The sequence below is a fragment of the Pedobacter sp. genome (assembly GCF_035317785.1).
Taxonomy (GTDB): domain Bacteria; phylum Bacteroidota; class Bacteroidia; order Sphingobacteriales; family Sphingobacteriaceae; genus Pedobacter.
Genome location: NZ_DATHGC010000024.1, coordinates 1 through 23959 on the forward strand (window position 1 = coordinate 1; position 23959 = coordinate 23959).

Annotated in this window: 17 protein-coding genes; 9 read left to right on the forward strand and 8 right to left on the reverse strand. The window is 42.5% G+C overall.

What is annotated here, in order from left to right:
* From VK541_RS01920 to VK541_RS01950, 7 genes are all read left to right on the forward strand, one after another.
* On the forward strand, positions 1 to 1071 hold a 1071-nt coding region (locus VK541_RS01920; RefSeq protein ID WP_324366377.1), incomplete at its 5' end, for a transferrin receptor-like dimerization domain-containing protein.
* Between the two features lie 4 nt (positions 1072 to 1075).
* Positions 1076 to 4207 (forward strand): TonB-dependent receptor, encoded by a 3132-nt coding sequence (locus VK541_RS01925; RefSeq protein WP_324366380.1) that lies wholly within the window; start codon positions 1076 to 1078, stop codon positions 4205 to 4207.
* Between the two features lie 11 nt (positions 4208 to 4218).
* Complete coding sequence (locus tag VK541_RS01930) at positions 4219 to 5694, forward strand: RagB/SusD family nutrient uptake outer membrane protein (protein ID WP_324366382.1); 1476 nt, start codon at positions 4219 to 4221, stop codon at positions 5692 to 5694.
* Positions 5694 to 6695, forward strand: a complete 1002-nt coding sequence (locus VK541_RS01935; RefSeq protein ID WP_324366384.1) for a TlpA disulfide reductase family protein — start codon at positions 5694 to 5696, stop codon at positions 6693 to 6695. The genes VK541_RS01930 and VK541_RS01935 overlap by 1 nt, the downstream gene beginning before the upstream one ends.
* 72 nt (positions 6696 to 6767) lie before the next feature.
* Entirely contained in the window at positions 6768 to 7544 is a 777-nt protein-coding gene (locus VK541_RS01940) for an SDR family oxidoreductase (RefSeq protein WP_324366386.1), read from the forward strand.
* 276 nt (positions 7545 to 7820) lie between these two features.
* Positions 7821 to 8627, forward strand: coding sequence for a phytanoyl-CoA dioxygenase family protein (locus tag VK541_RS01945; RefSeq protein ID WP_324366388.1), 807 nt, complete (start codon positions 7821 to 7823; stop codon positions 8625 to 8627).
* A 336-nt stretch (positions 8628 to 8963) separates the two neighbouring features.
* Positions 8964 to 10199 carry a sterol desaturase family protein gene (locus tag VK541_RS01950; RefSeq protein ID WP_324366390.1) on the forward strand — a complete coding sequence of 412 codons (1236 nt, stop codon included), beginning with the start codon at positions 8964 to 8966 and terminating at the stop codon, positions 10197 to 10199.
* A 59-nt stretch (positions 10200 to 10258) separates the two neighbouring features.
* On the opposite strand, the gene VK541_RS01955 is transcribed toward VK541_RS01950, so the two are convergent.
* The gene (locus tag VK541_RS01955; protein WP_324366392.1) at positions 10259 to 10438 is read right to left on the reverse strand and encodes a histone H1; all 180 of its coding nucleotides are present in this window, start codon (positions 10436 to 10438) and stop codon (positions 10259 to 10261) included.
* A 211-nt stretch (positions 10439 to 10649) separates the two neighbouring features.
* Here VK541_RS01955 and ggt point away from each other — a divergent pair, with 211 nt between their 5' ends.
* Complete coding sequence (gene ggt, locus VK541_RS01960) at positions 10650 to 12329, forward strand: gamma-glutamyltransferase (RefSeq protein WP_324366394.1); 1680 nt, start codon at positions 10650 to 10652, stop codon at positions 12327 to 12329.
* Here the strand turns inward: ggt and VK541_RS01965 are convergent, their stop codons facing one another.
* Positions 12330 to 12692 (reverse strand): winged helix-turn-helix transcriptional regulator, encoded by a 363-nt coding sequence (locus tag VK541_RS01965; RefSeq protein WP_324366395.1) that lies wholly within the window; start codon positions 12690 to 12692, stop codon positions 12330 to 12332. It abuts the gene before it with no gap.
* 79 nt (positions 12693 to 12771) lie between these two features.
* Here VK541_RS01965 and VK541_RS01970 point away from each other — a divergent pair, with 79 nt between their 5' ends.
* Positions 12772 to 13650, forward strand: a complete 879-nt coding sequence (locus VK541_RS01970; RefSeq protein ID WP_324366397.1) for an NmrA family NAD(P)-binding protein — start codon at positions 12772 to 12774, stop codon at positions 13648 to 13650.
* Positions 13651 to 13691: 41 nt separating this feature from the next.
* Here VK541_RS01970 and VK541_RS01975 read toward each other — a convergent pair whose 3' ends face one another.
* The 6 genes from VK541_RS01975 to VK541_RS02000 form a co-directional block, all read right to left on the reverse strand.
* A complete protein-coding gene (locus tag VK541_RS01975) occupies positions 13692 to 14477 on the reverse strand; it encodes a hypothetical protein (RefSeq protein ID WP_324366399.1) in 786 nt (261 codons plus the stop codon).
* 1 nt (position 14478) lies between these two features.
* Positions 14479 to 15660, reverse strand: coding sequence for a hypothetical protein (locus tag VK541_RS01980; RefSeq protein WP_324366401.1), 1182 nt, complete (start codon positions 15658 to 15660; stop codon positions 14479 to 14481).
* Between the two features lie 14 nt (positions 15661 to 15674).
* On the reverse strand, positions 15675 to 17396 hold the full coding sequence (locus tag VK541_RS01985; RefSeq protein WP_324366403.1) for a caspase family protein: 1722 nt from the start codon (positions 17394 to 17396) through the stop codon (positions 15675 to 15677).
* 11 nt (positions 17397 to 17407) lie between these two features.
* A complete protein-coding gene (locus VK541_RS01990; RefSeq protein WP_324366405.1) occupies positions 17408 to 19573 on the reverse strand; it encodes a tetratricopeptide repeat protein in 2166 nt (721 codons plus the stop codon).
* A gap of 3 nt (positions 19574 to 19576) precedes the next feature.
* Positions 19577 to 21781, reverse strand: coding sequence for a caspase family protein (locus VK541_RS01995; RefSeq protein ID WP_324366407.1), 2205 nt, complete (start codon positions 21779 to 21781; stop codon positions 19577 to 19579).
* Positions 21782 to 21871: 90 nt separating this feature from the next.
* On the reverse strand, positions 21872 to 23959 hold the full coding sequence (locus tag VK541_RS02000; RefSeq protein ID WP_324366409.1) for a caspase family protein: 2088 nt from the start codon (positions 23957 to 23959) through the stop codon (positions 21872 to 21874).

Consider the following 23959-nt stretch of genomic DNA (forward strand, 5'->3'; position numbering starts at 1 on the left):
TGGGACGGCGAGGAACAGTCGTTGCTTGGCTCTACCGAATGGGTGGAAGACCATACTGCCGAGCTGAATAAAAAGGCGGTGGCCTACATCAATACTGATGGGAACGGGCGTGGCTTTCTTGAAGCAGGTGGCTCACATGCGCTTGAGCAATTGGTTGACGGAATTGCAAAACAGATTCCCGATCCCCTTTCGCAGATCAGTATCTATGAAAGGAAGAAAGCGAGGGCCATTGTCAATGCTTCATCAGCAGCGCAGAAAAAAAACCTGCTCAAGAAAGACAGTCTGACTCTTGGCGCTTTGGGAACCGGTTCAGACTATTCTGCTTTCTTACAGCATCTGGGCATTCCATCGCTTAACCTGGCTTTCGGTGGTGAAGATGAAGGTGGTGAATACCACTCTATATATGATTCCTATGACAATTACATCCGGTTCAAAGACAAGGATTTTAAGTATGGTGTTGCTCTGGCTAAAACTGCGGGAAGGGCTGTACTGAGACTTGCCGATGCGGAAGTTCTGCCCTTTGATTTCAGCAATCTGCATCAGACGGTAAGCGGCTATGTTACGGAAGTATCCAAACTGGCAGAGCAGCTCAGAGAAACCTATGCGGTAGAAAACCAGTTGATCTCCGAAGGAAAATATCAGTTCGCTGCTGACCCGACTGATACATTTATAGCGCCTAAAAAGAAACCCGAAGTTCCAAAATTTGACTTTAGCAAACTTATCACCGCACTGGATTCCTTAAAAAAATCCGCAGCTGCTATCGTTTCAGCTGCCAATACTGCAACTGAACAAAAAGCCAGCCGTACTAAACTAAATGAGGTCTTGTTTCAGGCCGAAAAGCAACTGCTCAATCCAGATGGCTTACCACTGCGCCCATGGTACCGGCACACGATCTATGCGCCGGGATTTTACACCGGATATGGTGTAAAAACTTTGCCGGGTATAAGAGAAGCAATAGAACAAGGCAACTGGGAGGAAGCGCAAAAGCAGATCGAAACAGCTGCTGAAAAAATAAATAACCTTTCCGCCTATCTGAATTCAGTGAATGCGGACCAACAAACAAATCAATAAAGCAATGAAATTAAGAATTATCATTTTGGCTTTACTTTCTATCTTTCAACTGGCTGCATTTGCCCAGGACAGGAAAGTAAGCGGGGTCGTTACCCAACAATCAGACAACAAACCATTGCCAGGTGTAGTGGTAAAAGTTAAAGGATCCAAGAAAGGTGTATCTACAGACACGGACGGAAAATATGTGATCACATTGGGATCATCGGAAGATACCCTGGTATTTTCTTTCATCGGATATCAGACCAAAGAACAGGTCGTTGTTTCCGACATTCAGAATATCCAGTTGGCTTCAGCCGACAACCAGCTGAACGAAGTGGTGGTCGTTGCCTATGGAACGGCCAATAAAGCTACCTATACTGGTTCTGCATCTGTGGTGAATGCAAAAGAACTGGAAAACCGACAGGTATCCAGTGTATCACGGTCCCTGCAGGGCCTGGTGCCAGGCCTGCAATCGGTAGCCTCAGCGGGGCAGCCAGGAAGCGATGCAACGATCAGGCTCAGAGGTATCGGATCTGTCAATGCCTCCAGTGCACCGCTCTATGTGGTAGATGGAGTTCCGTTTTCGGGGAATATCAACTCCATTAGCAATAACGACATCCAATCGGTTTCTGTGCTGAAAGATGCTTCCGCAAGTGCGCTTTACGGATCAAGAGGCGCCAATGGGGTGATCATCATTACCACTAAACAAGGTCAGCTGAACAGCAAGCCAACTGTGACTTTAAATGCATCTACCGGAGTGTCAACCCGGGCATTCAAAGATTATGATTATCTGGACAACAAGCAATATTTTGAACTCTATTGGGAGGCCATTAGAAACAACCAGCTGGACCAGGGTAAAAATGCAGCACAGGCTGCGCAATATGCGTCTGCGGAACTGGCGGGTGCTTTAAAGGTCAATCCTTTTGGTTCCGCATACCCCCAGCCAGTTGGCCTCGATGGCAAATTGGTGCCGGGCGCTGTTTCCCTATGGAATGACGACTGGACTGAATCATTGTCAAGAAACGGGATCCGTACGCAGGCGGAAATCGGCATTAGCGGTGGGAGCGAAGATTCCAAATATTTTGTGTCCGGAGGATATCTTGATGATAAAGGATTTATAGTGGGCTCAGGATTTAAAAGATACAATGCCAGGGTAAACTACAATACAAAAGTAAACAAGTGGTTTGAAGCAGGAGTAAATGTTGCGGCCAATACCACCAGCCAGGACTCGCCTCCCCAATCAGACAGCAACCAGGGCAACTTTGCCAACTTCGGGAGACTGGTGTCTAATATTTATCCGGTCTATGAACGCAATCCGGACGGCACCTACAAACTGGACAGCAATGGCGAGAAGGTCTATGATTTCGGAAATTACAGGCCAAGTGCTGCAGCAACAGGGAATAACCTGCTGGGAGATGCTGACCTTAACAAGTACAGCAGCAAGCAGGATGCAGTAATCTTCAGGGGGAATGTCCAGTTCAATATCCTAAAAGGATTAAAACTAAAGAGCAGCATCAATACGGACTACGTAAACCGCCTGAACCACTCTTATACCAATCCCGGATTCGGTTCCGGACTGTCTGGTAAAGGATCTGTAAGCAAAAGCAGTTCACGCTCGATCGGTGTAACGGTAAATAATTTGTTAGACTATACTTTTGACTTAGGAGCCCAGCACCATTTCAATGTGCTTGCAGGACAAGAGCTTTATACGCTGAACAGCTCCGGGCTTTCTGGTTCCAGAAGTAACTTTGGTTTCCAGGGGAAAGATGAACCGGCCGCAGCATCACTTTTAAATAGCTTTACAGGAAGTTCTGATGAATATAAGCTGAGCAGCTTTCTCGGAAAACTAGATTATAATTTCGGTCAGAAGTATTACTTCTCGGCCAGCTTTCGCCGTGATGGCTCATCAAGGTTTAGCCCGGGTTCCAGGTGGGGTAATTTCTGGTCACTTGGTGCTTCATGGAATGCAACTTCTGAGAATTTTCTTAAAGACATCGACTGGCTGAATAACCTGACGATACGCACGAGTTACGGAGCTCAGGGTAACGACAACCTCGGTGGATACTATGCATACCAGGATCTTTATTCAATCTACAATAGCCTCGGTGAAGCCGGGCTGGTCACTTCCAGACTTCCGACTCCCGGTCTGAAATGGGAATCCAATTTAAACTTTAACAGCGGAATCGATTTCGCCCTCTTTAATAACCGCCTGACCGGCACATTTGAAGTCTATCAAAGAAGATCTAAAGATTTGCTGTTCAGCAGGCCCCTGTCCCCTTCTCTCGGTTTCATAGAGATTGATGACAATATCGGTTCACTTAGAAACAACGGGTTTGAAGGACAGATCAATATCGTCCCCGTCATCACTGACGATTTCCGCTGGGCCTTCGGACTAAACTTTGGACACTTTAAAAATAAGATCACCGAACTTCCCCAGAAAGAGATCATTTCGGGTAGTGTGGGCCAGCTTGGATCAACCAAAAAACTGGTTGTAGGAGGTTCAGTTTATGACTTCTTTATCAGAGAATGGGCTGGTGTTGACGCTTCCAACGGAAAACCGCTCTGGTATAAAAACACCTACACAACCGATGGTGCCGGTGTCAAAACCATTACCGGCAAAACCACAACTTCTGTGTTTGCAGAGGCTGACCAATATTTTCAGGGATCGGCATTACCGGATGTATATGGAGGTGTGAGCAGTAACTTTAAATACAAGAATGCAGAACTTTCCTTTTTGTTTTCTTACAGCATCGGGGGGAAAATACTGGATCTTGATGAAGTCATGATCTCCCACAATGGAGATAATCCTGGCAGGACCTGGTCTAAAGACCTGCTGAGCCGCTGGACACCTGACAACCCAAATACTGATGTACCAAGATTGAACACACAAGCCACAAACTGGAACAGCATCTCTACCCGCTTCCTGTATGATGCGACCTACGCCAGGCTAAAAAACCTGACATTAAGCTACAGCCTGCCAGATCAATGGGTTTCAGCTATTGGCTTTAAAAACTTCAGGATCTCAGCTTCAGGAGAGAACCTTCTTACGCTGTTTGGCCGCGACGGATTAGATCCGGAGCAGGCCGTGGATGGAGTTACTTTTTACAGATATCCGGCTCAGAAAACAATATCACTTGGCTTGAATGCATCATTTTAATTTTTAAGATCATGAAATTACAAAAACTATTATACACACTATTGTTTGCTGCATCAATTGCCTTTACAGGCTGCAGTGACGATTTTTTTGACACCGCTCCTGCAGGTGATTTAACGGGAAAAGAAACATTTGCTTCTACTACAAATATAGATGCGCTGATGAACGGCACATTGCGCTACCTGATGGAGTCCAGCACTTCACAGGATAACCCGGGCTATTCGGCTATTCTTTTATCCCAGGAGGTAATGGGCGATGATGCCATTGCCCGGGACGGAGTTTATGGATACAGGGATTCTTATCCATATCGCGATCCCTATGACAATACCACAAGAAGGGCTCTTTTCTTTTGGAGCTTTCAATATAAAGTGATAGACAACTGCAACAACATCATTGCAAATGTTGATCAGGCAAGCGGCCCCGAAGCAGATAAGAAATATCTTAAAGGACAGGCACTGGCATTAAGGGCATTTGTTTACCTGAACCTCGTGAGACAATATCAATACACTTATGCTAAAGATAAAACGGCTAAGGCAGTCCCTATATATACCGAACCGACAAGCCCCTCTTCACAGCCTAAACCAAGGGCAACGGTAGAGGAAGTCTATAGCCAGATAATCGCTGACCTTACACAGGCGGAGACACTACTGCCTGGATTTAAAAGATCGGTTAAAAACAGACTGGACATCAATGTGGTCAAAGGGTTGTTTGCCAGAGCCTATCTGACCACGGAGAAATGGGACCTCGCTGCAGCTAAAGCTAAAGAGGCAAGAACAGGCTACAACATTATGGACCCGGCACAATACCTGCAGGGCTTTAACGACGTGAGCAATGTCGAATGGATCTGGGGCCATCCCCAAAAAGCAGATCAGACGTTAGGGGGTGCCTCGTTCTTCGCCTATATAGATGTAACCCCGGCTACCGGATACAGAAGCATTATGCCTGATCCTTATTTCAGAAAATTATTTCAGGATCAGGACATCAGGAAAAGTTTGTTTGAACTGGTTACCACGACTACGGATCCAATGTACAGATGGTACAAGTATAAAAAATTTGTAGATAAAACTGACAAGTCAGGAAACATCGTACTGATGCGATCCTCTGAAATGGCACTGATCGAAGCGGAAGGTAAAGCCAGATTAAACGACCTGCCGGGAGCGGTTGCGGCCTTGAATGAGGTACGGATAAAAAGAAATCTGACGGCACTGACCGCCGGAGCATATAATCAAACGGACCTTATCGAGGAAATCCTGGTGGAAAGAAGAAGAGAACTCTGGGGAGAAGGTTTCCGCTTGCCGGACATTCTTCGCCTGCAGCGCAAAGTTGTCAGAAATGAAACGACAGATACATTTAAATCAGGGGCCGCAGATGTGGTAATCAAAGGGCATTACATCCGTGTTTTTCCGGACAATAGTGCTTTTATTCCCAATAGCCCTTATTATTTATTCTCCATACCAGTTAATGAAATCAATACCAATCCCAATTTATAATGAAAAAACTGAAAATAATAGCCGGTATCTTACTGCTGAGCAGTGGGCTGGTAAACGCACAGCAAAAAAGTGATGTGGCCATAACAGGCACGGTAAAAGGAGTGCGCTCAGGCAAGATCTATCTGCAAAAGTTTAACAACAAAATGTTCTTTTCCATTGACTCAGCAGAGATCAAAGATGGAAAGTTTCAGTTTACGGAAAAACTGCTGTTACCTGAATTATACGGACTGACACTGAATAAAGACAAAAGTCCACTCTATGTTTTTCTGGAAAGCGGGAAGATCGCTGCTGATATTGATACTGCATCCTATTATGAAGCCTCAGCTGTTAGCGGGTCAAAGAGCAATGACATTTTCACCGCTTACAAGAAGCAAAAAGGCGTAAAGATCGATGAGTTCATCAAGCAAAACCCGGCTTCTATCGTTTCCGCGTATGTACTGTACAGAGACTTTTCATACCGGCTGAGCCCTGAGCAAATCAAACAAAACATTAGCTTGCTGGATCCGTCATTACACAATACGCCTTACGTTGCTGTCCTAAACGATCTGGTAAGCGTACTTTCTTCGGTAAGCATAGGTAAAAAAGCTCCGGACTTTACAGCTCAAAGCCCAGATGGAAAATCGATAAGCCTTTCACAGCACAGAGGCAAATATGTATTGCTTGATTTCTGGGCCGCATGGTGCGGGCCATGCAGAAGGGAAAACCCAAATGTGGTGAAGGCCTGGAAGAAATATCATGCAAAAGGATTCGATGTCTTTGGTGTATCACTGGACAAAAAAAAGGCCGACTGGATCAAAGCAATACAAGACGATCAGTTGACCTGGACCCATGTATCTGACCTGGAATTTTGGAACAGTGCGCCTGCCAAGCTCTATGGAGTTAGAGCAATCCCCTCGAATGTCCTCATTGATCCCGACGGGATTATTGTCGCCCGCAATTTAAGGGGTGCAGAGCTTGACAAGAAACTGGAAGAACTCATAAATAAAAAAACCACTAAGTAAAAAGAACCGGGTCAAAAGGCCCGGTTCTTTTTTATCAAAACATATTACTGGATTATTTTCTAAATTACGTGCATGGATAAATACGCTTTAGTTACAGGTGCCAGCAAAGGCATCGGCAGAGAGATTGCTATTTTGTTAGCTGAAAAGGGATACAATTTACTGCTGGTCGCCAGAGCCGAAACAGAATTGCAGCAACTCTCGCAGCAGCTTGTTCAGCAGCATCAGGTTAAGGTGCATTTCCTTCTCTGCGATCTTGCTGAACCGGGTGCGGCAACTAAAGTATCAAATTGGTTCAGGGAGATCACTTCTTCCCTGTCTGTACTGATCAATAATGCCGGCTATGGCGCCTGGGGCAATTTCAATGACCTGAAACTGGAAACACAGATGAATATGCTTCAGCTGAATGTAAATGCGGTAGTAGAACTAACTTATTTGCTGCTGCCGGATCTCAAACAGCAGGATACGGCATACATCCTAAATGTAGCCAGTACAGCAGCCTATCAGGCTATGCCAACAATGGCATTATACGCGGCGAGCAAATCATTTATACTTTCTTTCAGCAGAGCACTGCGTTATGAACTGCTTAAAACACCGGTATCAGTAAGCTGTCTTTCTCCCGGCCCTACTGCAACAGGTTTTGTCAGCCGTGCCGGACTGGAGGCTCTGGCTGACCTTGCGGATAAATTCAACATGTCACCAACGGCCGTTGCTCGTATCGGTCTAAAGGGCATGTTTAACAAAAAAGCAGAGATCATTCCCGGATTTATCAATAAGGTATCAGTGTTTGGTGCCACACACCTACCCAAGTCACTAATAGAACGCATTACAGCAGGCCTTTATAAGCATTAAAAAAATTTAAATTTATTTTCAATATTAATTTGATATAAAGATTTTATTACTACATTTGTAATGTCTACTAAAATAGTAGTCTTTTTTAAATGAACACTAAGCAACTCATATCCAATGCATCCCGAATGCGAATGCCCCTTTCTAAATGGGCAGGTTGTTGCTGTTGCTGTTGTTGATCCATACGCAATTCTATTGATCAGTATCGCTAGTTAACTATTGCCCCGGGGCCAATAGCGCATCATTTTACACCATTACTTTATTTTAAAATTTACATCCATGGAAACTTCATATCCAAAATTCATATTAGGCAATAAAATAACTTCAGAACAGCAAGAGTTCTTTAACCAGCACGGCTTTATCCACTTCAAAGGTTTCATTGAGCAGGAAACAGTTAGCGACATCATTCAGGCATCTGAAAAAGTCCAGCAACGGTGGATTGACACCGAAAAAACAAAAGTGAACGGTATTCCAATTAAATATGGGAAAGACATTGATGGTTCGACAATAGTTCAGCGTTTTGCATTCGTAAACAAGCATCATTCCTTATTTGAAGAACTGACAAAAGATCCAAGATTCGAAACATTGCTGGACCTGATCGGTCCCGGCGCAAGACTGGGTACCGAAGAAAAAGATGGAATGGTACTGAACCACTATGTCAACAGCAGCGAAAGTAAATTCACCCAAATGGGCTGGCATACCGATGGCTTACGCGATATCTTCCACGGACAGAAGCTCAACCCGATGCTGAACGTCGGCATTCACCTGAGCACGCTAAAGCCGGAAAACGGCGGTTTAAGAGTTCTGCCGGGCACACACAAACAGAGTTTGTACCAGATGCTGTTCCGCAAGAAATACTTTTTAGACAATAAAGCAGACCATGCGGAAATCGCAATTGCCCCAAGTGCAGGTGACCTGACCATACACGATGGCAGATTGTGGCACCGTGTGGCGCAGTCATCAGTTATTGGAGAAGAAAGCCGCAGACGGGTGATTTACGTACCGATCATTGCAGGAAAATACGAGCCGAAAAATGAAAACAGTCCTACAGCGTTCTATCAGCGCTTTGCCGGTCTGGTTAAATAATTGGCCTATGTTAATTGCATTGATCATAGGTTACCTCATCCGAACGGGCAAATTCGAAGCTTTTAAACAATGCTTCCGCTCAAAACCCATCTAGCAGAATTATTTGGTTTAATTATATACTTGGTTAGTAGGAAGGCCCCTCAATAGAGCGGGCTTTTTTTATAATTAATACTACTGTTTTAGTAGAATTAATTTACTACATTTGGGTTCAAGCCTTAAGGCTGTTTAGATCTGATCTCAAAGGATCTGAGTTTTGTTCAATAGGCCAGACCGGATGGTCTGGCTTTATTAAACCAGTCATCCATTTAAGGTCAAGAAATATAATTGCATGAAATAATGATCCAGCATTTTAATTATTTAGCTTTTGCCATTCCTGCGTTTTTTGTTTTTCTCTTTCTAGAATATCAGCTTGCTGTACGCCTAAAAAAAACGGATGTCTTTAAATATGAAAGTTCGATCTCCAATTTAAGTATAGGTATTGCCGAGCGGCTGCTCAACCTTTTCATCTCTGCAAGTTTCTACAACTTGTTTTACTGGATATATCAAAACTATGCTATGTTCAATATTCCAAACACCTGGTGGGTATGGATCCTGCTGATATTGGTTACAGATCTCGTATGGTACTGGTATCATCGCCTTTGCCATCAGGTTAACTTTCTATGGGCCGCTCATATTGTCCATCATCAGAGTGAAGAGTTCAATTTTACAGTTTCTGCAAGAATTACGGTCTTTCAGGCGCTCATTAGAAATCTCTTCTGGTGTGCAATTCCCCTATTGGGCTTCCATCCTGCTATGGTGATCACCATTCTGATTGTCCATGGTGCGTATTCTTTCTTCACACATACCCAACTGCTCAAAAAATCCAAATGGCTGGAATATGTATTTGTAACACCCTCCATACATGGTATCCACCACGCAAGCGATGAAAAATACCTGGATAAAAATTATGGTGATGTGTTTGTATTCTGGGATAAACTATTCGGGACTTTTCAAAGAGAGGAGGAGGCGCCAAAATATGGCCTGACGCATCCTGTGAAAAGCTATAGCTTTTTATGGCAGCATTTCCACTATTATCTCGAAATTATTGAGGCCTGCAAAAAGGCAAATGGCGTAAAAGCCCGCTTAAAGATCATTTTCGGAAATCCGGCTCAGCTCGACCAGAACATCCGGCCCTCGCTCGAAAGGAAATACCTGCAGCATAAGGCTTCCACATCTTACCGTTTCAAGTTCAGGGCCTACTTAAATATTCAGCTTGCTATAAGCGTCATTTTACTGATTTTCATGACTGGATTATATAGGTATTTAGAAACGAGCGACAGGTTTTTTATAGTGGCTTTTGTATTATTAACGCTGGTAAATTGTGGCGCACTTATGGAACAAAGGAAATGGATCTATTACCTGGAGTGTATACGTTTATTTTTGTTGCTTACCTACTTATTTTGGAAAATTGATGCTATGGAACTGGTTTCCATTTCAGCGATAATTCTTTTGGTACTGGAACATATTTTTCGCCTCAGTTATCTGTATCGTCACTACGTGCTCAGGTATGAGAAGGTCCAGGTTAAATCTTAAAATTTCTTTTAAAAAAAGGAAGTGTTTAAAAGCACTTCCTTTTTTTAAATCAGGCTATGTTACTTACCTGCATTTTTCTTTTCTGTAACCTCTGCACGAATTTCCTGGGCAAGGCCTTTAATCTCCTGCAAGGCTTTTCTAACACGCGTTCCGGCTGCATTGTTGCCGGAGTTATAAAACTTTTTTACGTCTGTTTCAACTGATGTTACCACTTCTTTTAGTTTTGCGAATTTACTCATGATATGTATTTATTTAGGTGATTAAAATGTCATCGGGGGTAAACATATAAGTTTAAAAATATAAATGCAAATAAAATCTACTAATTTAGTATACTTTATTATTCTTGTTCAACCCTTCTTAAAATGGGTTACCAAAATACCATGCTTTGTTTAAAATTTAGCCTGGCCGGATAGTCAGGCATTTTTCCCCAATAAATTTCTATATTAAGGCATGATTAAGAAGACCTTCGTGCTCTATACGGTAATTTTGATTTATCTAACATCATGCAGAGCCCAGCAAATCAGTGAATATGACCATGCAGCAGTAGTCACTGCACATCCTGAGTCAACTAAAGTCGGTGTAGCCGTCATGAAACAGGGCGGCAATGCCATAGATGCTGCCGTGGCAGTCCAGTTTGCACTTGCAGTGGTATACCCCAATGCCGGCAATATTGGCGGCGGCGGGTTCCTTGTCTATAGGAGCGCCAAAGGCCTTACCAATGCTTTGGACTATCGCGAAAAGGCACCTGAAAAAGCATTTAAAGATATGTACCTGGACAGTCAGGGAAATGCCATCACAGAAAAAAGTCTGTTTGGTGCCCTGGCTGCGGGAGTACCCGGCACCGTTGACGGCATGCTAAAAGCGCATGCCAAATACGGCAAACTAAGCTGGATAAAAGATATACAACCCGCTATTGATCTTGCGGAAAAGGGGTTTGCACTTACAACACAGCAGGCTGAAGAACTCAACAGGACCAGGATAACTTTTTTAAAATACAACAGGAAACCCATAGCATTTGTAAAAGACAGTCTTTGGAAAGCCGGAGACCTGCTCATACAACCAGAGTTAGCAGCCACTTTAAAGCTGATCAGGGATAAAGGACGGGCAGGATTTTATGAAGGCCCGGTTGCAAAAGCGATCATTCAAACAATGGAACACACTGCCGGGGTAATTACCGCTGCTGACCTCAAAGCATACCAGGCCATTTGGCGCAAACCGGTATCAGGGATGTACAAAAACTATAAAGTAATTTCTATGCCTCCCCCATCCAGCGGCGGCATCGCTTTGTTAACCTTATTGAAACAAGCAGGCAAGTACCCATTAAGCCGCTGGGGCTTCCAAAAAGATTCCACGGTACAGCTAATGATTGAAGCAGAACGCAGGACTTATGCCGACAGGGCCAGTTACTTAGGCGACCCTGATTTTTTTAAGGTTCCGCAAAAAGAACTGCTGGACACCAATTACATCATCAGCAGGATAAATGATATAGATTTCACAAAAGCAACTCCGAGTTTAGAGATCAGGCCAGGAAGTATCCCCAATTATGAAAGCGAACAAACGACACATTTCTCCATTGTTGACAAGGAAGGAAATGCCGTCTCCGTAACTACAACGCTCAACGGCTCCTATGGATCTTTTGTGGTAGCTGAGGGCGTCGGTTTTATTCTCAACAACGAGATGGATGATTTTTCTGTTAAACCCGGCTCACCAAATGTTTATGGGCTTGTTGGTGGTGCGGCAAATGCAATTGTTCCCGGAAAAAGAATGCTGAGTTCTATGACGCCAACTATCGTCGAACACAATGGAAAATTATTAATGGTCGTGGGCACTCCTGGTGGCTCCACTATTATCACTTCTGTCTATCAGACCATTCTCAACGTACTCGCCTTTGGTCAGGATATGCAGTCAGCGGTTACAGCACCGAGGTTCCATCACCAGTGGCTGCCCGATGAAATCTATGTTGAAGATGGCGCAATTGATCAGGAAACCCGGAACAGATTAAGCGCAAAAGGCTATAAATTTGTATCAAGAGGAGGCATAGGACGGGTAGACGCAATTTTAGTTAAGACAAATGGCAAACTGGAAACCGGCGCTGATCCAAGAGGAAACGATACCGCAGGAGGATTTTAACTACGAACCCGACACCAGCATATCGTCAAGCCCCCACTTAGCCATTTCATTTAAGACCGGCGTCAACCTGTCTCCAGCTTCCGTTAGTCTATAACTCACGGATGGAGGCACAAGCGGCAGTGCAGTCCTGATGATCAGATTATCCTGCTGCAACTGCTTCAGATGCTGGATCAGCATTTTTTCAGTAATCTCCGGGATAGCTCTTCTTAGTTCGCTGTAACGTTTTGAACCAGACATCAGTTGATACAGGATGATCGGCTTCCAGTGCCCTCCTATCTTGTTCATTACATAACTCACAGGACAAGAAGAAACAGAAATCTGCTTGTTAAAATTACGGGTAGAGCTTTCTTTAATCGCGGTCATGATACATACTTTGGAGTAAGTACTTGTATAAAAGTAAGTACAAATATACCTTTGTCTGCGACAATTAAAAATAAATATTATGAAATTTACATTAACAGGGTCACTGGGGAATACCAATAAGCCATTGGCAGAAATACTAATCGCGGCCGGACATGAAGTGACCATCATCACCAGCAACGCAGACAGGGTGACAGAAATCGAAGCACTCGGCGCTAAAGCTGCCGTTGGATCTATAGACGATGTTGCCTTCCTTACAGCAGCTTTCAGCGGTGCCGATGCTGTGTATACCATGGTGCCACCCAACTATACCGCAGACGATTACAGAAAATACATGGCGGGCATCGGACAGAATTTCGCTGCCGCAATAAGGGCCTCTGGCGTAAAGCAAGTCGTCAACTTAAGCAGCATTGGCGCACATCTTTCAGATGGAACAGGTCCTATTGCCGGAATACATGACGTAGAAAGTATCTTCAGCACATTAGAAGATGTTGCAATAAAACATGTTCGTGCGGCATTTTTCTATACCAATTTCTATGGCAACGTTGACATGATCAAACATGGCGGCATCATCGGGGCAAATTATGGCGCAGATGATAAACTGATCATGGTTCACCCCGCAGACATCGCAGCTGCTCTTGCAGAGGAAATACAAAAACCCATTTCCGGTAAAACTGTCCGCTATATCAGCAGCGATGAACGCACATTGAAGGAAGTAGCCGCAGCTTTAGGAACAGCCATTGGAAAACCTGATCTCCCATGGGTGGAATTCGGCGACGAGCAAGCTTTACATGGCATGATTGAAGGTCATCTTCCCGAAGAAATCGCCAAAAAATACGTAGAAATGGGCACGGCAATCAGAAGCAAAAAGCTCTGGGAAGACTATGAGGCCAGAGATGAGCATCCGGCTGGAAAGATCAAACTTGAGCAGTTTGCAAAGGAATTCGCTGCAGGCTTTTAATTAAATGTTTGTATGGCCCTTTCATGAGGGCCATACAAATGTTACTGCATTAGTTTATCTATTTCCTGGGTGCCTATTTTTCCGTAGTTGTCAAATACATGGCCGGTAATATATTCTTTAAGTTTCTTCTTATCAGCAATACCCGAGTGGGCTGCAATCAGCTTTGCCTCCTGCCGGAGTTCTTCTTTACCTGCCAAAACAGGGACAAATTCCGCAAGCATAGCAGATCTTGGTCCCGATGTAGTCTGTTCCTGGTAGCAAAACTTTATACTGGAAGAGATACCCGAAAAATCCGCATCGCTAAAAATAACACCTTTATCCGTATGCGCCAGTTTCTTCGTTACCGTTTTACTGTCGGAAACATATTGTATAAAGAAAAAATTGACATTGTCCATTTTATAGGAAGGAGCAATTGGCAGCACCTCATCTCTAAGCAGCAAAATACGATCATGGGTCTCAGAAGATACAAAATATGATTTAGGGTCATATCCCTCAAACATAAGTGATCGGGTGCTCAGTCTGTAGGTGCTTGTAGAAGGCACCAGATTGCTCTTGAGCACCGCGAGAAGTTCATTTTTGTTCCCTCCGCTAAGCTTCGCCGCACTAATGTCAAACCGGCCTTTACCAGGACTGATACAGGACACCTTGCCGGAGTTTTCTTTAAACACAAGGGCATCCGTAGGAAGTAATGCATCACCGATCTTAACTGGCTTACCGGTTTTTTTAAGAAGCACCGTGCCTTTAATAAAAGTTACGTAATAGCGTTCGGTCTGAACAAAAGCCAGACTGATCATGATTAATGCGGCGAATGGTAATTTTTTGAACATATCATTTGAAATTAAAATAAGTTTCTCTTAGTTCCAGCAGCCATTTTTTAAAGTCATCTTTACTCCATTTCGCGTTGCGCTGCTGGATAATGAAACGGAGTAAATTTATATATAAGGTAATTATTAGGACCTGCAGGTGCTGATTAAAGAGCAAATAGGACACTATTGAAAACACGGCAAGAAAAGTTGCGCTTCCCAACAATGGACCAAACCAGGAAGGAGGATGATCTTCATCATCTTCAGGAGGCGGAAAGAGCATAATCCTGGAGAAAATCAGGTAGCCGGTCAATAAAAACAACAGCCACCAAATGCTGATCAGGTGCTGCCCCGCCGTCAGGCTCAGATAAACATTGATCAAAATGAGTGTCCCTGGTGTCGATCCGAATACAGTTTCATGAACATCCGTATTGAAGTCGCCGAGAATGACAAAGCGTCCTCTTAAAAACTCGTTCACTACAACTTCCTCCGGCAATAAAAGCAATTCCGACAAGGTGACCACAGGGTATTCACCTTGTTCAAATAACTCATGGGCACGGATCTGGTAGTCAATGATCATTGAATTTAGTACCGGTTTGTTGTGGTCCAGGTAAAACCCCTTGCGATGAACAAACTCTTTTTTGTTGAGCTTCTCATAAAGCAATACCGGAACGGTAGGCAAAGTATCGCTTTGAAACAATTTAAATTTCATGAAACCACTGCTTGCCATGCGATAATCGGCTATTGCCCTGGGCACATTAATGTCTAATTTTTCAATATGATCCTTGCTGTCAAAATGAGTTGGAAATACAATGTTGTGAATACCGCTAACAGCGGACTGTAAAAGGCTGTCGTTCTCAGATCTTCCCTGCAGGAATACATCACAAAAAGTAAACTTAATCTGCTGCTGGTTTTTTTTAACAATCTGAAAAAAACGGCCCAGCTTTTCCCGGTCAGTAATTACCTCATTACCCAATCCGTCTTCCCTTGGTATCAGGGCCTTCTCATAGGCGAGATTTATAAAAATGAAATCTTTTTTTGGCGGGTCCTTATCAATCTGAAACACGACGCGCTTTAGAATAGATGACCACTTGATCAGTAACTGCTCATCTCCATAAGTGAAACCGGTATTCATCCACCAGGCTGTAAAGCCAAGCAAAAGAAATGCATGGGCAAAACTAATGAGCCATTTGATCGAAGTCTTCACCGGTTATTTATCCTTTATTTTTTAATAAAAATAAAATCGCCACCCTCATCACCTGCTTCTTTAATTTCCCCGTATTGTGGTACCTGTCCATTGGCACTGTTATTAATTACTGCATCCCGGAAACTGGAATACAACCGCTCGGCTGAAAGGTATTTTGCCGCATTTTGTGTCAGGCGTTTCACTAAATACTCAATAAATACACTCTTATCAGGAACTTCTTTTAACGTTCCGCTGGTCATGGCCTTACGGCTTTGCATCTCATATAGTTCCTTTATTGCCCGGGGTGCACCCGTTAATATTGCGCGGCTTTTAAAGATGCTTCCTGCAAAACAGGCATCTGTTATCAGAAGCGTATGTTTAGACGGAATTGCTGTAATGTATTCTTTCAGATCTGCATTGGTGACCCATGAAGAGCGATCCCGTCTGCCGGCATCAGAAGGAAACCAATAACCTTGTTTCCGAACCGGGTCCCATAAACCATGTCCTGCATAAAAAATAAGCACGTTGTCCTCCGGCTTTATCTTTTGGGACAGAGTCTCCAGTGCACTGAATATCTGGGAACGTGTTGGATTTGCGAGCAAGGAGACGTCTTCCCGTTCAAATGTATAATTGTTAACCAATATGTCCCGCAAAGACTTCGCATCTGCTACAGGCTGATCAAGATCAGCAATGCTTTCGTCATTATATTCCTGGATACCAATAATTAAGGCATAATATTTTCCTCCCGAGCTCATGCTTCCAGCATTTACCGGCACAATAGGTACGGGCTGTGGATTGTTGTTGGCGGCCGGGTTCCTGTTGATCACAAAATCAAACTCAGCAGTGTTCATTTTAACATCAGTAGCCTTCACCCTAAGCTTATTGTCGCCAATCGCCAATGGAATACTTGCAGAAAAGTTTCCCGAAGCATCTACAGTTGCACTGACACCATTCACCTGTATGGCTTTGATCCCGCTATCGTCGGCAGCCGTACCCGAAACCGTAATTTTACTACCACTCTGTACAACTTTTAAACCCCTGGTGACGACCGGATTTGTAATGTTTATAACAGGAGGATCTTTATCAGCATCTGCCAACGCAGCATTGAGAGAAGATGGGACAGAAAGCAAATAATTTATGGTTAAATAATCAACACCCATGGTCACTCCTTCGCCAATGTCGAAGCCTATATTTCCGCCATATATTCCAATACCATTCTTTTTATAAACTAACACATCATTGATATAACAGATCAGTGATGCACCGATACGCACAATCTTTATTTTATTGTATTGGCCCGGCTCCGGTTTGATACTTTTGGCAGCCGTCGTATCCTCATCCCGGGTATATGTGTCGCTTCTGTCGTAAGAAGCAAAATTGATCACGCCACTGGAAGAGATGGTAAGGCTGTTGTTTACCGAAGGCTTGGCCGGGAATCCCCCAAAGATAATTCCGAACGTAGATCCTTCATCTCCACCTTTTATACGCGCTACCGAAGCTTCAATGCTAAAATTTCGGGTCACATCTATCTGATAGTCAATCACCTTCTCAAAAAATTTGTTTACATTTTCCTCGTTCAGCAACAGGAAGCCACTCTCTGTCCGGACAGTAAAATTATCAGTGGGCTGTTTGTCCCATCCATCCGGTGCGGTAAAGTCGGTATGGAAAATCAATTCCTCGTTTACTTTGGATTGCGCTAGCAGCATGCCTGATGAAACGAGCATGAAGAATAAGAGTGAGATACCTGATTTTATCATCTTATGATTAATTACTTCTTTATAAAAACAAATTGCCCGCCTTCATCTCCCACATCCCGTATGGCTGCAAACTGAGGGGAAGTGTCAGAGTTATTCAATATTGCTTCGTAAAAACTGTCAAAAAGCTTTTTAGCGGTTAGGTATTTCTCCTTATTCTCGTTCAAATTCTTTTTAAGGTAAAACAGAAATTTGCTGTTATCAGGTACCGGCTCCAGATTGCCGCTTGCCATGATCTTCCTGCTGGGAACATCATACTGTTTCTGAACACCTAGGCTGGCATCCGCAAGGGAACGGGTGAAGCTTCCGCTAAAACAGGCATCAGCAATTACCAGAATATGCTTGGAGTTGCTGCGTTTTAGTGCCTTATTGATATCATCCTGGGAAATATAGCTTGCATTTATTCCCTTTCTCGCAGAAGAAGGTATCCAGTAGCCATCAATATCACCAAATTTGTCTTTTTCAGCGATGCCGTGGCCGGCATAAAAAATGATAAGGTTATCATTTTGTGTCAGAACATTGCATTTCTGTACAATTGACTGTAAGATATCTTCGCGGCTTCGATTAAAAAGGGTATCAATATTATCTCTATTAAAAGTATACTTACTTTCCAGAATATTTTTTAGATCCTGGGCATCCCTCACAGGATTTTCCAAATCAGGAATGGAAGCATCTGTATAATCTTGTGAAGCAATGAGGATGGCATGATATTGTGGTTTAATTTCTGATACTGGCATTACAATTTCTACAGGCGTATTATTCTGTCTGGCTACCACATTCCCTGTTATACTAAATGTTTTTGAAGTTTTATTCCCCTGTTTATCCGTTGCTGAAACTAGAATTGCATTAATTCCTGCTTTTAAAGGGAGTGATGAAACAAAGAGACCATCTTCCTCAGCCTTTATAATTTTACCATTAATAGTGACTTGTGCTATGCCTGAAGCATCTTTTGCCCGACCAATAATTTGAGTAATTTCATTGATCGAAACGATGTTTAGCCCTCTTGCTGTTTGCGGACTGATCAGTTCAATAGCTGGCGGAGTCTTATCAGTTTTGGCTACAATGCCTGATCTTTTTTTAATATCAGCCAAAGCTTCCAGAATATCAGGTTGATTTGGATTAATTACCAGAGCTTGTGTAAATACTCCCTCAGCTTCATCAAAGCGGTTTAATTTATCTAACGCATATCCTTTTAATGCGAGTATGTCTGCATATTGCATTCTGGATTCACTATTATTACTTTCCCCGATATCAAACTTGTCAATGGCAAAATTTATATTAGTCAAGCCTTGTTCATACAGATTTTTTGGAAGATCATCGCCAACAGCTGCTATGTAAAATTTATAATAATCGCGTAGAAAGTAGGTTTTGTACTCTCTTTCATTTTCTTTAGCAAAGACATCAGATGATAAAAACTCTTTATAAAACTCTTTTGCTTTTACGAACTGTCTGGTACGGACAAGAGGAGAGATCATGTCTATATAAAAATCACCCATAAAAACAGGAGAGGTAAGCCTTAGTGCCTGTGTGAAATTATAAATAGCCAACTCATACTCACCTTTATTGTTATAAACCCGCCCAAGTATAGTATAATAATAACCTACATTCGATTTTAAGCGAATCGCTTCAGACATATCTTTTATGGCTAAACTATGTTCATTGGTTTCCAGGTAAGAAAGCGCTCTTGAAAAATAGAAATTATCATTTTGAGGTTCAAGGCGAATTGCTTCACTTAAATCTGGAACAGCCAATTTATATTCGCCAATATTTCTGTAATAGCTCCCTCTTGTATGGTAATACTCGGCTTTAGGATTAATTCGGATAGCCTGAGTTAAATCAGCTATAGCTAAATCACTATTTCCATTAATTAAGTGAACGTAGGCTCTCTTTGTGTATGCATCTGCATGATTTGGCGCTAAGAGAATAAAATCATTATAATTTTGAAGGGCCCGTTTTATATCTTCTTTTCCAATGTACGCATTCCCAAGAAAATCCCATGCCTGAAAGTTTTTTGGATTAATCGCAATAGCCTTGGAACAATATCCTATCGCCAGATCAAATTCTCCCTTTGAAAGGTGTTCACCTGCAAGGTTTAGGAATTTTTGTTCCTGCTGTTCCTGGGCTTGCGCCGTACTAATTTTTAAAAGCAACACCATTAAAATGTACGCTATTTTTTTCATCTGTTACTTTTTAGTAAATATAAAATCACCCCCAACATGGCCTGCTAATTCCAGTGTTCCATACCTTGGTTCTGTTTTGGTCTCGGTCATTACCGCTTCAATAATCTGGGTAATGAACATTTTCTGGGCAGTCAGGTATTCTTCCTTATTTTCAGAAAGTGCTTTTACCAGATGTTTCATGAACACGCTCACATCCGGCACTTCGGTATCGTTTCCGGAAGTAATGGCAACACGGCTGATCTTTGCATCCATTTCCCGTAAAGCGATTGGTGCACCTGCTTTAAGTCCACGTGTTTTAAAAACGGAACCGGAGAAACAAGCATCGGTGATTAATAAAGTATGCCTGGAAGGGAGTTTGGCAATTAAGTCGAGTACATCTTTATTGGGAAGCCAGGTATTCACATCGTTCATTTTAGCATCCGTCATTAACCAATAGCCTTTCTTTTCTTTTTCTACCCAGATACCATGACCAGCATAAAAGATTAGCAGGTTGTCTTCCGGTTGAATGGTATTGGTTAATTCTAATAACTGCCGTTTAATATCATCACTTGAGGGATTAAATAGAGTTTTAATTTGCGCCTCTTCAAAACTGTATTTTTCTTTCAGTATTAATTTTAGTTTTATAGCATCCCCAATAGGATTTTCTAAAGAAGGGATTTGGGTGTCGGTATAGTTCTGTGCGGCGACCAATAAACAATAATTTCTCCCTACTTTTTCAGTAACCGCAATTACTTCTGATTGAACTGTGTTTACTGCAGGCTGTAATTTTTCAATCTCAAAAACCTGTTCTGACTTGTTGTCTGCCATATCAATAGCAGCAATAGTAATCTTATTTAAGCCATTACCCAATGCCACATCAGACCAGAAATCGCCGCCAGTTTGTGAGTATATTTTCTTTCCATTTATGAGCACTTCTTTAATCCCGGAAGGATCATTCGCTATGCCTTTTACCATCACATTCGCACTTGCGGAGGTTATTTTTAAGCCTCGTTTTGGGCTCGGTTCAAGTAAAGAAATAACTGGCGGAATTTTATCTTCAGAGACCACTGAAATATATCTCACCTTCAATTTGGCAAGTCCGTCTATTGCAGGCTGGTATTCGGGATTAGACAAAAGAGAAATGGTATAATTATCACTCGCTTTATCAAATTGCTGCAAGCCAGCATAGGCATCTCCTATCGATTTATAAACACCTGTTCTATCTGCCAGGGCCATTTCAGCCAAATATGACATGGAGCTGGGCAGTCTATAATTTAGCGCACTGTCCAGATTTAGGAGAGCATTGTTAAAATCTCCTTTATTGATGTCTATTATCGCGAGGGAATGAAAAAATCCGTTTAAAGGGGTGAAAGGTTTTTTATCTTTAAGAATTTTATAGTTAGCTAATGCTTCTTCATTATTACCTAGTAAAGCATTTATAGAAAACAGTAGTGCTGCCCCTCCATGTTTCTCACCTATTTCAAGAGCCTTTTGATATTCTCCCTTCTCAAGATAAACACTTACCAGGTAACCATATTTTGCGTACTGAGGAGAAAATTTATTTATCGGCATTTGCTCAACCAGCATAATTGCTTTATCATATTCTTTCATCATTGCTGCCAGCATGACCTCGAAGCCTCTCTGCAAAGTATATTCATAATCATACTTAGTTTCTGATCCAGTGTTCTTGATATTAACTCCCATCAATTTTTGCAGTATGCTTTTAGATCCTTTAACCCCTCCATACCCTTTGTTAAGGAAAAATGCCTCGCTTCCAAACTGGAAAAGTGCCCTTTCCTTCTCATATTCTTTTATCCCTTGTATCATTTTCCCATTCTCAGGCTGGGAAGGAAAAGCTTCCAGCATGACCACTTTAGCTTCAGGTAATAACTTAACAGCTTCATATAGCTTTTCCATTATTGCTAAAGCCTTATTTAGATCAGGCATCTTGAATACTTCCCTTACATAGTTAAATACAGTCCGTGTAGGGTACATTTTAATAGAACTATCAATTAAAGAATCAGCTTTGTTAACCTCCCCGATATTCAGCATCTCAATTGCGCGTTGAACTAAGGCTTCAGCTTCTTTATATTTTCCAGGCGGGATCACTGCCTTGCCATAAAAATTTCCCATTTCACTGCTCAAGTGTGTATCAGACACCTTTTGGGCACTAGTACTTATTGCATTAAATGATATCCATACAACAAAAGCAACCTTGAAAATTTTCATAACTAATATTATTTCTTTGTAACCAGGACCGCTTTCATCACCTACATTATTGCAGCGTATTGATGGATCAGTATTTTCATTATGTAGCCTTTATTTCTTAGTAAATATAAAATCACCCCCAATATGCCCGGCCAGTTCCAGCGTTCCGTACCTAGGCTCTGTTTTAGACTCAGCCATCACCGCTTCCAGAATTTGTGTAATGAACATCTTTTGTGCGGTCAGGTATTGCTCCTTATTCTGGCTCAAGGCTTTGACCAGGTATTTCATAAATACGCTTTCGTCTGGAACTTCAGTATCATTGCCTGAAGTGATGGCTACCCGGCTGATCTTATTGTCCATTTCCCTGATTACCGGAGGTGCGTCTTTCAGTCCGCGGGTTTTGAATACAGATCCGGAAAAACAGGCATCCGTAATCAGCAGGGTATGTCTTGCAGTAATCTCGGTTATCAGATTCAACATTTCTTTATTAGGCAGCCAGGTATTCACATCATTTCGTTGCGCGTCTGTAAGGAGCCAGTAGCCTTTCTTTTCTTTTTCCACCCAAATACCATGACCAGCATAAAAGATCACCAGGTTGTCTTCTGGTTGGATCACCTCTTTCAATTCCAGAAATTTCTTTTTGAAGTCTTCACGTTTCGGGTTGAAAAGCTGAAAAACATTCTCATCTGTAAAATTGTAACTGCTTTTCAGAATCAGCTTGAGCTTGATGGCATCAGCTATGGGATTTTCCAAAGAAGGTATTTGTTCATCATCATAATTCTGGCTTGCAATAAGAAGTGCATAATTCTTCCCCTGTTTTTCTGTTACTGCAGCGATCGGCAGCGGTACCGCCTGACTCACAGACCTGTCAATCTCTATCACCTCTTCTGCCTGGTTTCCGGACATATCCGCAGCTTGTATCCTGATCTTATTGAGCCCCGTCTTTAACCTCACTGCACCCCAGAACTCTCCGTTTTCTTTCGCATATACCAGAGTATCGTTAAACCTGACCATCTTGATTCCGGACGCATCTGTTGCCCTTCCCTTGATCATGATGTCATCTCCCGTTCTGGTGATTTTCAAGCCCCTTGTATTTGAAGGCTCTGTAATTAGGATCACCGGAGGGGTTTTGTCTGTACGCATCTCTGTGATCACCGTGGATTCAAGTTTGCCCAGTCCTTCAATTGCCGGTTTGTAATCCGGGCTAAACGTAAGTGCCGCCTCATAATCTTTTCTGGCATTTATATAATCCTTTAATCCAGCATAAGCCTTTGCCCTGTTGGTAAAGTATTTATACTTGTTGGTCTGCTCCACTGTAGTCCACCCCACACGAAAAGGCTTCAATCCCTCATTAAACAATCTTAGCGCGGTATCGTAATCCCTTTTATGGAGCGCGACCAAGCCATTATAATAACTTAGAATATTCTTGTCTACGGAAGGGTTCTGCTGAAGGAAAGTTTCCATATTTCCGTAATCTTTCTTCAGTTCATACACGGTGATCATGGTCATTGCAGCAAAGTGCTTAGAAGAGTTAAAGTTTGCCCCATTGGCGGCTGCATCCTTTAGTATTGCAAGTGCCTCATCATACTTCTGATCAGCCAGCAATATGTACACATTTGTAATAAAAAGTCCCAATTTAGAATTCAGCCGTTTTGCAGCGTCATTAAAGTAACGTACACTTTCAAAATCACCCATTAAAAAAGCATATTCTGCGGCTGAATAAATAATCCCATCAATATATGCGGTAGATCTGCCGTCAATCTGTTCTAAATAATCTTTTGATACCTGAACTACCACCTTAGGGCTGCCATAAGTGGCATTGTTAGTGATTTGAGCCCCATAATAAATGGCAAAGTTGCTCTTTATATCCAGTCGATTGTAGGATTTATGGTCTACGGCATATTCCTTTAAGCTACTGAACAATGCGCTCCAGATCTTGTTAGCACCATTGATATCACCTGTTTTAGCTTTATTTAATGCAACTTCATTTAGATGAGCAGCAACCGGATAGATCTCATTGGCTTCCAGCAATAGTTTATCTGCCTGGAGTTCTTTTTCTTCCCTCCTTAATTTTTCAGACTGCTTTATAAGCGCATTGGCATCCTTCTCTGTTTTTCCAGCAATTTGAGCTTGAGCTTCCAGGTTTCCACTCTGAAGCCAGATCAAAAGCAAAATGAAAACTAATTGATATAAGCGCAT